Source organism: Duganella alba (assembly GCF_009674495.1).
Lineage (GTDB): Bacteria > Pseudomonadota > Gammaproteobacteria > Burkholderiales > Burkholderiaceae_D > Rugamonas > Rugamonas alba.
This window is the reverse complement of record NZ_WKJN01000002.1, coordinates 290,335-305,876: the sequence shown is the minus strand read 5'-3', so window position 1 is coordinate 305,876 and position 15,542 is coordinate 290,335. Positions and strand designations below refer to the sequence as shown.

The window sequence follows — 15,542 nt, the reverse complement described above, 5'->3', positions numbered from 1 at the left end:
GTGTTAATCAAGCGCGCGCCGGGCGCACATAGTCATCCGGCTGCCAGAAAATCTGCTGGTCATGCTCGACCACGCTGATCGGACGCAGCCGGCCGCCGCGGCACGGTCCGCCAGCGCACTGGCCGGTTTCCGGCACATAGACGGCGCCGTGCGTCGAACACATGATGTACAGCTTGCTGGACTCGAAGAACTCGCCCTCGGCCCAGTCCAGCTCGATCGGCACGTGGGCGCAGCGGTTCAGGTAGGCATACGCCTTGCCGCCGTGGCGCACCACGAAACCGGTGGCGTCATCGCCGCCCGCCGTCAGCGGGAAGCGGATGCCCTTGCCGCCGTCCTCGATGGCGTCCGAGGCGCAGATCAGGATATCGTCCATGGTTATGCGTGCTCACTCAGCCATTGGTGCAGCTCGGCCACCGTCCTGGCCGAGAACATCGGCTTGCAGGCGGTCAGCTGGTCGACCGGATGGGCGCCGTATTCGACCGCGATGCCGGCCGCGCCAGCGTTGTTGGCCATCAGCAAATCGTGCGTGGTATCGCCGATCATCACGGTACGGCGCATATCCTGCCCCAATTCGCGCGTTAATTCCTGCAACATGGCCGGATGCGGCTTGGAGAAGGTTTCGTCGGCGCAGCGCGTGGCGTCGAACAGCGACAATACTTTGACATCATTCATGGCGCGGTTCAAGCCGACCCGGCTCTTGCCCGTGGCCACAGCCAGGAAATAGCCGTTCTGCGATAAATCCTCCAGCATGTCGTGCACGCCGGGGAACAGGCTGATTTCGTGGTCGCGCGACAGGAAATGGTAGCGGTAGCGCTCCACCATGCGCGGATAAAACGCCGGATCGATGTCCGGCAACACCGCCTGCATGGCTTCGTGCAGGCCCAGGCCGATGACATGGGCCGCCATCTCGTCGCGCGGCACCGGCAGCGCCAGGTCGCGCGCCGCCGCCTGGATGCATTTCACGATGGTGGAGGTGGAATCCATCAAGGTGCCATCCCAATCGAAGACGATCAGATCAAATTGCTTTCTTGCCATTGTGTTTGCGATTAATTAAGAGGTTTGCCCAAGCTTACCAAGAATCGCTCACATTCGGCGGCCAATGGCGCATTGAGCGTCATGTTTTTGCCCGATTCGGGATGCATAAACGTAATTTGATGCGCGTGCAGGAACATGCGCTTCAGCGCGCCGCGCGTGTCGGTGGCTTTTTGCAGCGCCTTGTTCAACGGGAAATCGCCGTATTTGTCGTCACCGAGGATGGGAAAGCCGGACGATGACAGATGAACGCGGATCTGGTGCGTCCGTCCGGTCTTCAGCTCGGCTTCCAGCAGGGCAAACCCGTCAAATTTCTTCAGCAGCGAGAAAATCGTGTGCGAGGCCATGCCGTCTTCGGACACCGAGACGCGCCGTTCGCCGTCGGCGGTGGTGTACTTGTGCAACGCCAGCTTGATGTGCTGGCGCGCGTTCTTCCAGTCGCCGGCCACCATGGTCAGGTAGCGCTTGTCGGTCAGGCCGTCGCGCATCTGCTCGTGCAGGCTGGTCAGGGCCGTGCGTTTCTTTGCCAACAACAACAGGCCGGAGGTTTCGCGGTCCAGCCGGTGCACCAGTTCGAGGAACTTGGCGTCCGGACGCGAGGCGCGCAACTGCTCGATGACGCCGAACGACACGCCGGAACCGCCGTGCACGGCCGTGCCGGCCGGCTTGTCGATCACCAGCAGGTGGGTATCCTCGAAAATGATCTTGAATTCGGCGGCCGGCACGTGATTGTCGGGTTTTTCCGCCAGGCGAATGGGCGGAATCCGCACCACATCACCTTGTACCAAACGGTACAGTTGATCGATACGACCTTTATTAACTCTCACTTCTCCCGAGCGCAGGATGCGATAAACGTGGCTTTTCGGCACGCCTTTGCAAACGCGCAACAGGTAGTTATCGATCCGTTGACCGGCTTCTTCTTCAGTGATGGTGACGAATTGGGCTTGCAGCGGGGCGGACGTTGAAGCGGGAACAACATCTTTTTGCATCTTCATTTAGTCTGTCTTCCCAGAAATCTCTCTAAGTCCTTCATTTTGAATATATAATTGTTTCGCTGCGGTTCGTACTGCGGCAAGTGTAAGAATAAAAGCACATTTTACACAGGGGCGTCTCCACTGGCCTCGCCAAATTGCAAATTCAGAGGAAAAAATGTATACGCACCACCCCTGCCTGACTCAGGGTTGCACCGTCGTTGTAATCGGATGGCGACAGGGGTGCTGAAGAAGATTGATTGGATATAAGGATAAAGTCCGGTCAGCCAGCTCACGCGGGCTGGCCGGTTGATGAGTAGTTGATAACGCTTGCCGTTTTCGCCAGACCCTATGCTTTACTGCGAGCTCGACGGAAGGCTGAAACCAGCCTGGTTACCGAAGTTGCAACACTTGTAGTATGAAGCATGGTCGAGATCTGGTCATTTAGACGCTGCTCTCCGTCTGTTCTTTTCTGCCGTCCGTTGGGGCCGCATGGAGAAGGACTGATGAAGCGAGCACTCGGCATGTCGATCAACCTCATGCGCCCAGTTGTGGCCGCTCCGTGCGGCCGCACAGGATGGGCATACCCACCGCAATCACTCCGATTCTCGCGTATATCCCTGTAGCTTGCTGGACCGGACCTAAGAAACCGGACAGCATAGATGGCCCAAGGGTCGCGGAGTTAATAAAAATGAAACGCATGTTATTTAACGCTACGCAGCAAGAAGAGCTGCGCGTAGCGATTGTCGACGGTCAGAAACTGATCGATATCGACATCGAGACCGCCGGACGCGAACAGCGCAAGTCCAATATCTACAAAGGCGTGATCACCCGCATTGAACCGTCGCTCGAAGCCTGCTTCGTCAGCTATGGCGAAGATCGCCACGGTTTCCTCCCTTTCAAGGAAGTAGCCCGCACTTACTTCAAAGAAGGTGTGGATGTCCGTAACGCCTCCGTCAAGGAAGCGCTGCGCGAGGGCCAGGAAATCATGGTCCAGGTGGAAAAGGAAGAGCGCGGCAACAAAGGCGCCGCCCTGACCTCCTTCGTCTCGCTGGCCGGCCGTTACCTGGTGCTGATGCCGAACAACCCGCGCGGTGGTGGTGTATCCCGCCGTGTCGAAGGTGAAGAGCGCCAGGAACTGCGCGAAACCATGGACAAGCTGGACCTGCCGCCAGGCATGTCGGTGATTGCCCGCACCGCCGGCATCGGCCGCAACGTCGATGAACTGCAGTGGGACTTGAACTACCTGATGCAACTGTGGCGCGCGATCGAAGGCGCCGGCAAGTCGGCCTCCGGCGCATTCCTGATCTACCAGGAATCGTCGCTGGTGATCCGCGCGATTCGCGACTACTTCCAGCCGGATATCGGCGAGATCCTGATCGATACCGACGAGATCTACGAGCAGGCGCACCAGTTCATGAGCCACGTGATGCCCGACATGGTGCACCGTGTCAAGCGTTACAGCGACGACGTGCCGCTGTTCTCGCGCTTCCAGATCGAACACCAGATCGAAACCGCCTACAGCCGCACCGTGCCGCTGCCATCGGGCGGCGCCATCGTCATCGACCACACCGAAGCCCTGGTCTCGGTCGACGTCAACTCGGCCCGCGCCACCCGCGGTTCCGACATCGAAACCACCGCCTTCCACACCAACTGCGAAGCCGCTGAAGAAGTGGCCCGCCAGCTGCGCCTGCGCGACCTGGGCGGCCTGATCGTGATCGACTTCATCGACATGGAAGTGGCCAAGAACCAGCGCGAAGTGGAACAGCGCCTGAAAGACGCGCTGCACCACGACCGCGCCCGCGTCCAGATGGGCAAGATTTCCCGCTTCGGCCTGATGGAACTGTCGCGCCAGCGCCTGCGTCCGTCGCTGTCGGAAGGTTCGCACGTCGCCTGCCCGCGCTGCTCCGGCACCGGCCACATCCGCGACACCGAATCGTCGGCCCTGCAAGTCCTGCGCATCATCCAGGAAGAGGCGATGAAGGAAAACTCGGCCACCATCCACGTGCAAGTGCCGGTGGACGTCGCCGCTTTCCTGCTGAACGAAAAACGCAGCGAAGTGCTGAAGATCGAAACGCGTCACCGCATCAACGTGATCCTGGTGCCGAACAAGCACCTGGAAACCCCGCACTACAAGCTGGAGCGCATCAAGCACGACGATCCGCGCCTGGAAGACAGCGCCGCCAGCTACTCGCTGGCCGAGCAGGCCGAAACCGACATGGCCTACAGCAAGCGCCAGAAGGAAGAAGCCAAGCCGCGCCAGGAAGCCATGGTCAAGACCATCACCCCTGATCAACCGGCGCCGCTGGTCGAGCGCAAGCCGACCGAAACCGTCATCAAGCCGGCACCGGCCCCGGCGCCAACGCCAGCCCCGCAAGGCTTCTTCGCCAAGCTGGTGAGCTTCTTCACCGGCGCGCCAGCCGCTCCGGCCCTGCCGCAGCAGCCGACCATCGTGGTCAAGGCGCCAGCCGGCGCTGACCGCGGCGACCGCAACGCCCGTGGCCCGCGCGGCCGCAACCGCAACGGCAAAGGTGGCCGTGGCGAACGTGAAGAGAAAGAACCCGGCGCAGCCCGCGCTGGCGCCGGCCAGGAAGAGGGCAAGGCAGCCGACGCCAACGGCCGTCCGCCACGCCAGCCGCGTCCACCACGTGAAGCACGCGAGCCGCGTGAACCGCGTGAGGGCCGTGAACAGGCCGCCGAAGGCCAGGGCCGCGAGCGTGCTGAACGTCCTGAGCGTGCCGAGCGTCCGGAACGCGCCGAGCGTCCGCCACGTCCACCACGCGAGCCACGCGGTGAAAAAGCGCCAGTCGAAGCCAAGGTGGAAGAACTGGCACTGAACGCCGGCATTCCAGCCACCGGTCCGGTGACCGACGCTGCCGCCAGCATCCTGAAAACCGCGCCGAACGCCGGTCCTGAAGGTGAAGAAAACGACGTGGCAGGCGAAGGCGACGAGCCACGCCGCCGTCGCCGTCGCGGTGGCCGCAACCGCAACCGCCGTGAACGCGAAGAAGGCCAGGAAGCAACGGCTGAAGAAGCTGGCGAACAGGCGGAACTGAGCTTCACGCCAGTGGCCGACGTCGCCGTGGCAGCCGCAGCCGCCGAACCTGCACCAGCTCCGGCACCAGCGTCAGTTGCCGCCGCAGCCGCACCAGTGGTCGAAGCAGCACCAGCCGCGTCGGCAGTCGAAGCCGCTCCTGTAGCAGAAGCCGCTCCAGCAACTGCACCAGTGGTCGCCGCTCCGGTGGAAGTCGTCGCCGAAGCACCAGCGCCTGCGCCGGAAGCTGCGCCAGTGGAAGTGGCCGCTCCGGTCGTGGAAGCCGCCCCAGCGCCAGCGCCGGTTGTGGAAGCCGCCCCGGTAGCCGTCGCCCCAGTGGAAACGCCCGTCGTGGTTGAAGCGCCTGTCGTGGCTGAAGAGCCAGTGGTTGCCGAACCAGTTCCGGTTGCCGCTGCTCCTGCACCGGCTCCTGCGCCAGCCCCTGCTCCTGCGCCAGTCGTGGCCGCACCAGCGCCAGCGCCGGCGCCATCGGTCGACCTGCAAGCCGTCCTCGGCTCCGCCGGTCTGACGCTGGCCGCCACCGACCCGGCCAAACTGCGCGCCGCGCAGGAAGCCGCTGCCCAGGTCGCGCCGCCGGTCCGCGTGCCACGCGAACGCAAGCCGCTGCCACCGCAAAATGACGAACCGTTGGTTCAAGTCGATACTCGCCGATAAGCAACTGCGGTGAATAAAAAAGGGAAGCTTCGGCTTCCCTTTTTACTTTGGACAGCGCCTACCAGTTATCACTTCGGGGCAGTACGAGGAAGCGCCGCTCGTGGTATCGTAGCCGGTCGAGCGCACGAGGGTGCGCGTCGCTTTCAAAAACAGCAAGATTGCACCACCCATGGCAGAAAAAATCATCATGATGACCGCGCAGCGTGGCGACACGCCGGTCGTCCCGTCCATCCTTGAAACGCCGACCGGCCTGTTGAGCGACCGCCTGGCGCGGCCGCTGCATGACCTGCGCATTTCGGTCACCGACCGCTGCAACTTCCGCTGCGTCTACTGCATGCCGAAGGCGGTGTTCAACAACGAGTACCAGTACCTGCCACATACCTCGCTGCTGTCGTTTGAAGAGATCACCCGCATTGCCAAACTGTTCATCGCCCACGGCGTCGAGAAAATCCGCCTGACCGGCGGCGAGCCGCTGCTGCGCAAGAATATCGAAAAGCTCATCGGCATGCTGGCCGAACTGAAAACCGTCAGCGGCAAACCGCTGGACCTGACGCTGACCACCAACGCCTCCCTGCTGGCGCGCAAGGCGCAATCGCTGAAGGACGCCGGCCTGCAGCGCGTCACCGTGTCGCTCGACGCGCTCGACAACGCCACCTTCCAGCGCATGAACGACGTCGATTTCGCGGTGGAGGATGTGCTCAAGGGGATCGACGTCGCGCACCAGGTGGGCCTGGGGCCGATCAAGGTCAACATGGTGGTCAAGGGCGGCATGAACGATCACGAGATCGTGCCGATGGCGCGCTATTTCCGTGGCACGCCTTACATCCTGCGCTTCATCGAATACATGGACGTGGGCGCGTCCAACGGCTGGAAAATGGATGAGGTGATTCCTTCGGCCGAGGTGGCGCGCCGCATCAGCGCCGAGATGCCGCTGGAGCCGGTGGCCGCCAACTACACCGGCGAGACCGCCTCGCGCTGGCGTTACGTGGACGGCAGCGGCGAAATCGGCCTGATTTCAAGTGTATCCCAGGCGTTTTGCTCGGACTGTACTCGCGCGCGGCTGTCAACTGAGGGTAAACTGTATACCTGTCTGTTTGCCACCAGTGGCCACGACCTGCGCGCGCTGCTGCGCGAGGGCCGTGACGATGCCGAAATCAGCACCGCGCTGGCTCACCTGTGGCGCCAGCGCGAGGACCGCTATTCGGAACTGCGCACCAGCCAGACCGCGGAGCTGCGACGCAGCGCCAATAAAGTGGAAATGTCTTACATCGGGGGATAGTTTTGTCTTTGAAGAGCAAGGTCACCGGACTGATACTGGCGGGCGGCCGCGGCACGCGCATGGGCCGCGTCGACAAGGGCTTGCAGCCGTTTCGCGGCGCGACGCTGGTGGCGCATGTGATGGAACGCCTGTCGCCGCAGGTGGCCAGCGTGGCGATCAACGCCAACCGCAACCTGCCGCAGTACCAGGCGGTGGCGGGCGAGTCGCCGGTGCTGCCGGACTTTATCGACGGTTTCGCCGGGCCGCTGGCGGGCTTGCAGATCGGCTTGCAGTTCTGCCCGACCGAGCTGCTGCTGACGGCGCCGTGCGATTCGCCGTTCTTCCCGCTGGATCTGGCTGAGCGGCTGTACGCCGCGATGGCGGCGCAGGGCGCCGACATGGCCATGGCCGTGACCATGGAGCACGATCCGGAACAGCCGGACGCCGCGCCGTTCCGCCAGCCGCATCCGGTCTTCAGTCTGATGAAGGCCAGCGTGCTGCCGCAGCTGGACGCCTACCTCGACACCGGCGCGCGCCGCATGGAAGGCTTCTTCAAGACGCTGAAGGTGGCGGAGGTGATGTTCGATGACGCCGCCGCCTTTGGCAACATCAACACGCTGGAAGATCTCCACCGCCACGAGCGCACCGCGCCGACCGTCGTTGCGCCGCACGCTACGGCCACTGCGGCCGCCGGCCCGCGCGACGCCGATCCGGCGGCGCTGCCGGTCGACGAGGCGCGGCGCCTGATCTGCGAGCGCATCGCACCGGTGGAAGCGACGGAGACCTTGCCACTGCTGGCCGCGCTGGACCGCGCGCTGGCCGCCGACATCATCTCGCCCATCAACGTCCCCGCCTACGACAACTCGGCCATGGATGGCTATGCCCTGCGCGGCGCAGACCTGCCTGCGCAAGGCACAGCCACGTTCAAGGTGATCGGCATCGCCTACGCCGGCCACCCATGCACGCAAGCGCCGCAGCAAAACGAATGCGTCCGCATCATGACCGGCGCCGCCATCCCGCCCGGTTGCGACAGCGTGCTGCCGCAGGAACTGGCTGCGGCAATTGACGGCGACAGCGTGACCATCGCCGCCAACGCCCTCCGCCCCGGCGCCAACCTGCGCCGCGCCGGCGAAGACCTGAAGGCCGGCGGCATCGCCATCGCCGCCGGCAAGCTGCTGCGCCCTGCGGACCTCGGCCTGATCGCTTCGCTGGGCATCCCGAGCGTGAGCGTGCGCCGCAAGCTGCGCGTGGCCTTCTTCTCCACCGGCGACGAACTGCGCTCGCTGGGCGACGAACTCGATACCGGCTGCGTCTACGACAGCAACCGCTACACCCTGTTCGGCATGCTGACCCGCCTGGGCTGCGAAGTGATCGACCTTGGCGTGGTGCGCGACGACCCGCAAGCGCTGGAAGCCGCGCTGCGCGAAGCAGCGGATAAAGCCGACGCCATCATCACCTCCGGCGGCGTCTCCGAAGGCGCCGCCGACTACACGCGCGACATCATGGCCCTGCTGGGCGACGTCGCCTTCTGGAAGCTGGCCATGCGCCCCGGTCGCCCGCTGGCCTTCGGCAAGGTCCAGACGGAGCAAGGCAGCGCATGGTTGTTCGGCCTGCCCGGCAACCCGGTCGCCGTGATGGTCTCGTTCTACATGTTCGCCCGCCCCGCCCTGCTGCGCATGATGGGCGCCGAAGCGAAACTGCAAACGCTGCAGGCGCGCGCCACGGAAGCCATCCGCAAGCGCCCCGGCCGCACCGAATACCAGCGCGGCATTGTCAGCACCGGCGCCGACGGCGTCGCGCAAGTGCGCCTGACCGGCGCGCAAGGCTCGGGCATCCTCAGTTCCATGACCGAGGCAAACTGCATCGTCGTCCTGCACCACGCGCAGGCCAACGTGGACGCCGGCCAGATGGTCGACGTGATGCTGTTCGACGGCCTGACCTGAGATCTATGCATCCTACTGCGCCGCGCCTACAAGTCCGCAACCTGCAATCGCCGCTCGCCGGCCCGTACACCTTCGACCTGGCGGCCGGCGAATGCATCAGCATCGCCGGCCCTTCCGGCGCCGGCAAAAGCCTGCTGCTGCGCATGCTGTGCGACCTCGATCCCAACACCGGCGAGATCCTGCTGGACGGCGCGCCGCGCTCCGGCATGAGCGCGCCCGTGTGGCGCTCGCAGGTGGTCTACCAGCCGGCCGAACCGGCATGGTGGCTGCCCACCGCCGGCGCGCATTTCAAGCCGGGCCAGATCCCGCGCATGCAGGAACTGCTGCCGCAACTGAACCTGTCGCCGGCCTTGCTGGAACACGAGGTAAGCCGCCTCTCCACCGGCGAACGCCAGCGCATGGCGCTGGTACGCTCGCTGGCCTGCAATCCCAAGGTGCTGCTGCTCGACGAACCCACCGCCGCGCTGGACCCGGAAGCCGTCGCCGCCACCGAAGCGCTGCTGCGCAAGGAAGTGGCCAACGGCCTGTCCGTCATCCTGGTCACCCACTCGGCGCAGCAGGCGCAAACGCTGGGCCACCGCCACATGACCATGCGCGAGCGCCAGCTGCACGAGGACACGCCATGAGCGGCATGACGCCGATACAGCCCGGCGCCATCGACCTCGCCATCGCCTCCTCGCTGGTGGTGCTGAACGCCGGCATCTCGGCCTATCTGGGCTTGCGCATGCAGCGCATGATGCTGTGGTCCGCCGTGCGCATGGTGGTGCAGCTGCTGCTGGTCGGCCTGGTGCTGCGCTGGGTGTTCGCGCTGGCCTCGCCCGCCGCCACCCTGGCGGTAGCCCTGCTGATGATTATCGCCGCCGCGCGCGAAGTGGCGACGCGGCCTTCCCACGGCTTGATGGGCTGGCCCGGCGTGTGGCTGGCCACCGTCAGCGTCGGCCTGTCCAGCATCGCCACCGTGGTGCTGGCGCTGCTGACGGTGCTGCATCCAACGCCGTGGTACGAGCCGCAATACGCGGTGCCGCTGATCGGCATCGTACTGGGGAATGTGCTGAACTCCGCCAGCCTGGGACTGGACACCTTCTACGGCGGCGTGGTCAACTCCCGCGCCGCCATCGAAGCGCAACTGGTGCTGGGCGCCACCCGCAACGAGGCGCTGGCGCCGCTGATCCGCGAATCGGTGCGCAAGGGCCTGATCCCGATCATCAACCAGATGTCGGCGGCCGGCATCATCACCCTGCCCGGCATCATGACCGGCCAGATCCTCGCCGGCATGGACCCGATGGACGCGGTGCGCTACCAGATCCTGCTGATGTTCCTGCTGGCCGGCGGCAGCGGCATCTCGGTCACGCTGGCCGTCTACCTGGCCGCGCGCAGCGTCACGGACGAGCGTCACCGCCTGCGGCTGGAGCGCTTGACGAGCCGCTGAAGGCCACCACCAGCATGCCGCACGCCAGTGCCGCAAAGGCCCCCTGCAAACCGACAGCGTGCGCCACGAAGCCGATCAGTCCCGGTCCCGCCAGAATGCCCGCATAACCGATGGTCGAGATGGCGCTGACCGCCAGCCCGGCCGGCATGTCCTTCTGGCTGCCGGCCGCCGTGAACAGCACCGGCACGATGTTGGACGCGCCGCAGCCGATCAGCACAAAGCCCGGCAGCGCCAGCCACGCCGATGGCGCCAGCACCACGATGAAGAACCCAGCCGCCGAAGCCAGCCCGCCCAGCATCAGGATGCGTTTTCCGCCCCAGCGCTGCACGATTTTGTCGCCGTTCAACCGGCCGATGGTCATCGCCACCGCGAACGCCGCGTAACCAAGGCCGCCCTGCGCGCCGCTCATGCCGCCGTGGGTCAGCAGCACCGCGCTCCAGTCGAGCACCGCGCCTTCGGCCAGAAATACAAACATGCACAGCACGCCGATCAGCACCACGGCGCCGCGCGGCACCACCAGCAACGGCGCGTCACGCTCCGCCGCCGGCGCTTCGCGCAGCAGGTTCGGGCCGGCGACCAGCAGCACCAGCCCCACCGCAACCGTCATCGCCACCGAGGCGCTGACAATGTCCATGCCCAGCCACAGCATGGCGCTCATCGATCCCGCACCGGCGATGCCGCCCACGCTGAACATGCCGTGGAAGCCGGACATCAGCGCGCCGCCGTAATCCTTCTCGACGATCACCGCCTGCACATTCATCGACACATCCAGCGTGCCGATGGTGGCGCCGAACAGGAACAGCGTCAATGCCAGCAAGGGCGCGCTCGGCGCGATGGCGAGAAACGGAAACACCAGGCAGCAGCCCAGGCCGGAACACAGGATCACGCGCCGGCAGCCGAAGCGCGCGGCCAGCACGCCGGTCACCGGCATCGCCAGCAGCGAGCCGATGCCAAGGCACAGCAGCAGCAAGCCCAGTTGCGCCGCCTCCACGCCGGTGCGCGCCTGCGCATACGGCACCAGCGGCGCCCAGGAAGACATGGCCATGCCGGCCGCGAGGAATGCCAAGCGCGTCGAGACGCGGTGTTTCAAATCAGTGGTTTTCATGGGACTCATGCGCCAGCGCGCAGCAGGTTGACGCCGGCGGCGGCGTAGTCGGCGGCCAGCGCCTCGGCTGCATCCGCTTCGACGATCAGGTGGGTCAGTTGGGACAGCGGCAGCACGCGGTAGGACGCCACGGCGCCCAGCTTGGCGCCGGTGGCGACAACGGCGGTGGCCTTGCTTTGCGCGGCCAGTCGGCGTTTGAATTCGGCTTCTTCGTAATCGACGGCGGTGACGCCGGCGTCGAGGTCGACGCCGCAGGCGCCGATAAAGTACAGGTCCGGGTGAATCAGCTCCACCTCGCGCAGCGCGGTCGCGCTCACGCTGCCGCCCAGGCTTTGCTTGATGCGGCCGCCGATCATGATCAGGTCGATATTCGGCTTGTCCAGCAGGCGCGCGGCGATCGATGGCGCGTTGGTCAGCACCGTCAGCGTCACGAGCGGCAGCGCTTCGGCGATGGCCAGGTTGCTGGAACCGGCGTCGAGGAAGATGACGGCGCCGGGCTGGATCAGCGTGGCGGCGGCAGCGGCCAGGCGCGATTTATCGGACTGCTGGCGCTCCATGCGCTGGGTCAGCGTGCCGCCTTCCGGCGCGGCCGGCATGCGCACCGCGCCGCCATAGACCTTCTGGCACAAGCCGGCGGCGGCCAGGTCGCGCAGGTCGCGGCGGATGGTGTCCTCCGTCACGTCCAGTTCGCGCGCCAGCACGGCGGCCAGCACCCGGCCCTCGGTGTTCAGTTGTTGCAATATCAATGCGTGCCGCTCGGGCAGCAGGAGAGGTTCTTTTTTCATGCACGAAAGTGTACACGGCTAACGCCAAAGTGTAAACAAACACGCATAAATACGCATAAATATGGATCAAGGCTCCCGCAGGCGCAGCAGTGCTTCGGCCGAGTTGGCGAAAACGGCGGCATCCTTCTCGATGCGGCGGAACGCCCTTCCGAGGCTGGCGCGCATGAAGGTGCTGTGGGCGTAGCGCGTCACCTTGCTGTAGTAGCGCTCCGCCAGATCGTTCACCGCCGCCACGTAGTCGTCCATCAGATCCGGCGCGATGGAGAAATTGTCATAGTTGATCACCGCCGGCACCCTGCGGCCCAGCGGCCCAAGCAGCTCCGCCACCATGGCGCAGATGGCCGCGATAGTGGCCGCGTCACCCACCTCGAAACCTTCGAAATTGACGAAGAACAGTTCCTGCTGCGCGTCGTAAACCAGCCGCTGCGCCAGCGGCAGCGCCAGGAAATCGGCGCGCCAGTTCATCGCCAGCGGCGCGAACAGGCGCGCGTCCATGAGCTTCAGTTGCGGGCTGACCAGTGGCCGGAAATCCATGTGGGCGAAGATGTCGCGCTCGGCGTCGACGCCCGGCGCGATTTCCACCAGTTCCAGGCCGGACATACCGCCGTCCAGCACCAGCCGGAACACGCAGCGTTCGGTGACGAACAGCGCCTCCTGCCCGCGCCGCGCCGCGTATTCGCCGCTGTAGGTGCGGTGCTCGACTTCGTTGACGAACTTGCGCGTCGCGCCCTTGTCGGCCATGAAGGTGCCGACAAACACCACCTTGCGCGCGTTCTGGCTGATGTTGATGAAGCCGCCCGCGCCGGCCAGCTTGCTGCCGAATTTGCTGACGTTCAGATTGCCGTGCCGGTCCGCCTGCGCCAGCCCGAGAATCGCCACATCCAGTCCGCCGCCGTCGTAGAAATCGAACTGGTAGGGCTGGTCGATGATCGCGTCCGCATTGGTGGCGGCGCCGAAGTTCAGGCCCGCCGCCGGCATGCCGCCGATGACGCCCGGCTCCGCCGTCAGCGTGACGAGATCGAGCAGCTTTTCCTCCGCCGCCACGGCCGCCACACCTTCCGGCATGCCGATGCCAAGATTGACCACATTGTTCGGCCGCAGCTCCATCAGCGCGCGGCGCGCGATCACCTTGCGCTCCGACAGCGGCATCGGCGCCACCGCCGACAACGGCATGCGCAGCTCGCCGGCAAACGCCGCGCTGTAGGGCTCGGCGAAGGTCTGCATGTGGTACTCGGGCTTTTCCGCCACCACCACGCAGTCGACCAGGATGCCGGGAATCTTGACCTGGCGCGGATTGAGCGTGCCGCGTTCGGCGATGCGCTCCACCTGCACGATGACGATGCCGCCGGAATTGTGCGCGGCCATGGCGATCGCCAGCGCTTCCAGCGTCAGCGCCTCGCGCTCCATGGTGATGTTGCCGTTGGCGTCGGCCGTGGTGCCGCGGATGATCCCGACGTGCACCGGCTGCGCCTTGTAGAACAGATGCTCCTTGCCGGCCAGCGTGATCACTTCCACCAGCTCCTCGGTGGTGCGCGCGTTGATCTTGCCGCCGCCATGGCGCGGATCGACAAAGGTGCCGAGGCCGACGTGCGTCAGCAGGCCGGGCTTGCCGGCGGCGGTGTCGCGGAACAGCTGGCTGATGACGCCCTGCGGCAGGTTGTAGGCTTCCACCTTGCCGTGCATCGCCAGTTGCTGCAGCTTGGGCACCAGGCTCCAGTGGCCGCCGATGATGCGCTTCAGCAGACCTTCATGGCCGAAGTGATTCAGGCCGCGCTCCTTGCCGTCGCCCTGACCGGCGGCATACAGCAAGGTGAGGTCGCGCGGCGCGGCATCGGCAAGGAAGCGCTTTTCCAGCGCCACCGCAATATTCTCCGCGAAGCCGACGCCGACGAAACCGCCGGTGGCGATGGTGTCGCCGTCACGTATCAGGCTGACCGCGTCCGCCGCGCTCACCACCTTGTTACGCTGCACGGCCGGCAGGCCGAGCGAGGAAAAATCAAGCGTGCGAGCTGGCATGGCGGCTCCTTCTTTAGTCCGGATCGTTCTTGTCCAAGTCCGCGCCCATCAGCAATTGCGCCTGCTCGCTGGGCAAGGCTTCCACGGTCTTGAGCTTGCGCGCCATGACGCGGCTGCGCGTTTCAGCCGATTCGATGTTCTTGGCGGCGCGTTCCAATGTTAGCTTGGTCGCGGCCAGCACGTCGCCGAATTTGGAGAACTCGGTCTTCACCGCGCCCAGCACCTGCCACACTTCCGACGAACGCTTTTCCAGTGCCAGCGTGCGGAAGCCCATTTGCAGGCTGTTGAGCAGCGCCGTCAGCGTCGACGGCCCGGCGATGCTGATGCGGTGCACGCGTTGCAGTTCGTCGGCCAGGCCGGGACGGCGCATCACTTCGGCGTACAGGCCTTCGGTCGGCAGGAACAGGATGGCGAAGTCGGTGGTGTGCGGCGGCGAGACGTATTTCTCGGAGATGGTCCTGGCTTCGAGACGCACCGCGCGTTCCAGCTCGCGGCCGGCCAGCGCCACGCCTTCGGCATCGGCGTTGTCGGCCGCTTCCAGCAGGCGCTCGTACTGCTCTTTCGGGAACTTGGCGTCGATCGGCATCCAGACCGGCACGCCGTTGTCGCCCTGCCCCGGCAACTTGAGGGCGAACTCCACGCGCGCGCCGCTGCCGGCGATGGTCTCGACGTTCTTCGCATACTGGTCCGGCGTCAGCACCTGTTCCAGCAGCATTTCCAGCTGCACCTCGCCCCAGGTGCCGCGCGTTTTCACGTTGGTCAGCACGCGCTTCAAGTCGCCGACGCCCAGCGCCAGCTGCTGCATTTCGCCCAGGCCCTGGTGCACGCGCTCCAGCCGTTCGGACACCTGCTGGAACGATGCCGTCAAACGCGTCTCCAGCGTGGCGTGCAGTTTTTCGTCGACCGTCTTGCGCATCTCTTCCAGGCGCGCGCCGTTGTCGGCTTGCAGATCCTTGATCTTCAGTTCCAGCGTGCCGCGGATTTCTTCCATGCGCTGGTTCATGCTGTCGGCGAACAGCTTCAGGCTGCGCGCCTGCTCGTTGCGGCCGACCAGACCCTGCGCTTCCAGCTGGCGGCGCATCGCTTCAAACTGCTGCACGGTGGCGGCATTGCTGGTCTGCGCGGTGGTTTGCAGCTGCATGCGCACTTCGCGCTCGACGCGTTCGATGCGTTCCGCAAGATCGGCGGACGGCGCCTCGGCGCCGACACGGCCGCGCAACAGCGCCATCACTTGCAGGGCGATGACGACGGCCAGCGCCGCCAGCAGGATGAAGAACTCGGTCTGGGTCATGAG

12 protein-coding genes are annotated in these 15,542 nt (G+C 65.3%); 5 read left to right on the top strand and 7 right to left on the bottom strand.

What is annotated here, in order from left to right:
• Positions 1-7 precede the first annotated feature (7 nt).
• From GJ695_RS03200 to GJ695_RS03190, 3 genes are read right to left on the bottom strand one after another with little or no spacing between them, the layout of a single operon-like run.
• Entirely contained in the window at positions 8-373 is a 366-nt protein-coding gene (locus GJ695_RS03200) for a Rieske (2Fe-2S) protein (protein WP_154356299.1), read from the bottom strand.
• Positions 374-375: 2 nt separating this feature from the next.
• Complete coding sequence (locus tag GJ695_RS03195) at positions 376-1,035, bottom strand: HAD-IIIA family hydrolase (protein WP_154362163.1); 660 nt, start codon at positions 1,033-1,035, stop codon at positions 376-378.
• A gap of 11 nt (positions 1,036-1,046) precedes the next feature.
• Positions 1,047-2,027: an RluA family pseudouridine synthase gene (locus tag GJ695_RS03190; protein WP_154362162.1), complete on the bottom strand. Its 981-nt coding sequence runs from the start codon at positions 2,025-2,027 to the stop codon at positions 1,047-1,049.
• A gap of 667 nt (positions 2,028-2,694) precedes the next feature.
• Here GJ695_RS03190 and GJ695_RS03185 point away from each other — a divergent pair.
• The 5 genes from GJ695_RS03185 (at position 2,695) to GJ695_RS03165 (ending at position 10,342) form a co-directional block, all read left to right on the top strand.
• On the top strand, positions 2,695-5,712 hold the full coding sequence (locus GJ695_RS03185) for an Rne/Rng family ribonuclease (protein WP_154362161.1): 3,018 nt from the start codon (positions 2,695-2,697) through the stop codon (positions 5,710-5,712).
• Between the two features lie 169 nt (positions 5,713-5,881).
• Positions 5,882-6,991 (top strand): GTP 3',8-cyclase MoaA, encoded by a 1,110-nt coding sequence (gene moaA, locus GJ695_RS03180; RefSeq protein WP_154362160.1) that lies wholly within the window; start codon positions 5,882-5,884, stop codon positions 6,989-6,991.
• 2 nt (positions 6,992-6,993) lie between these two features.
• The gene (moeA, locus tag GJ695_RS03175; protein WP_154362159.1) at positions 6,994-8,913 is read left to right on the top strand and encodes a molybdopterin molybdotransferase MoeA; all 1,920 of its coding nucleotides are present in this window, start codon (positions 6,994-6,996) and stop codon (positions 8,911-8,913) included.
• Between the two features lie 5 nt (positions 8,914-8,918).
• Positions 8,919-9,539: an ABC transporter ATP-binding protein gene (locus tag GJ695_RS03170; protein ID WP_154362158.1), complete on the top strand. Its 621-nt coding sequence runs from the start codon at positions 8,919-8,921 to the stop codon at positions 9,537-9,539.
• A gap of 5 nt (positions 9,540-9,544) precedes the next feature.
• Entirely contained in the window at positions 9,545-10,342 is a 798-nt protein-coding gene (locus tag GJ695_RS03165) for an ABC transporter permease (RefSeq protein ID WP_154362201.1), read from the top strand.
• On the opposite strand, the gene GJ695_RS03160 is transcribed toward GJ695_RS03165, so the two are convergent.
• The 4 genes from GJ695_RS03160 to GJ695_RS03145 form a co-directional block, all read right to left on the bottom strand.
• A complete protein-coding gene (locus GJ695_RS03160) occupies positions 10,293-11,447 on the bottom strand; it encodes an MFS transporter (RefSeq protein WP_154362157.1) in 1,155 nt (384 codons plus the stop codon). The genes GJ695_RS03165 and GJ695_RS03160 overlap by 50 nt on opposite strands.
• A gap of 5 nt (positions 11,448-11,452) precedes the next feature.
• The gene (locus GJ695_RS03155; RefSeq protein WP_154362156.1) at positions 11,453-12,232 is read right to left on the bottom strand and encodes a DeoR/GlpR family DNA-binding transcription regulator; all 780 of its coding nucleotides are present in this window, start codon (positions 12,230-12,232) and stop codon (positions 11,453-11,455) included.
• A gap of 66 nt (positions 12,233-12,298) precedes the next feature.
• Positions 12,299-14,248 (bottom strand): acyl CoA:acetate/3-ketoacid CoA transferase, encoded by a 1,950-nt coding sequence (locus GJ695_RS03150; RefSeq protein ID WP_154362155.1) that lies wholly within the window; start codon positions 14,246-14,248, stop codon positions 12,299-12,301.
• 13 nt (positions 14,249-14,261) lie between these two features.
• Positions 14,262-15,539 carry a DNA recombination protein RmuC gene (locus tag GJ695_RS03145; RefSeq protein ID WP_154362154.1) on the bottom strand — a complete coding sequence of 426 codons (1,278 nt, stop codon included), beginning with the start codon at positions 15,537-15,539 and terminating at the stop codon, positions 14,262-14,264.
• Between the last annotated feature and the right edge of the window lie 3 nt (positions 15,540-15,542).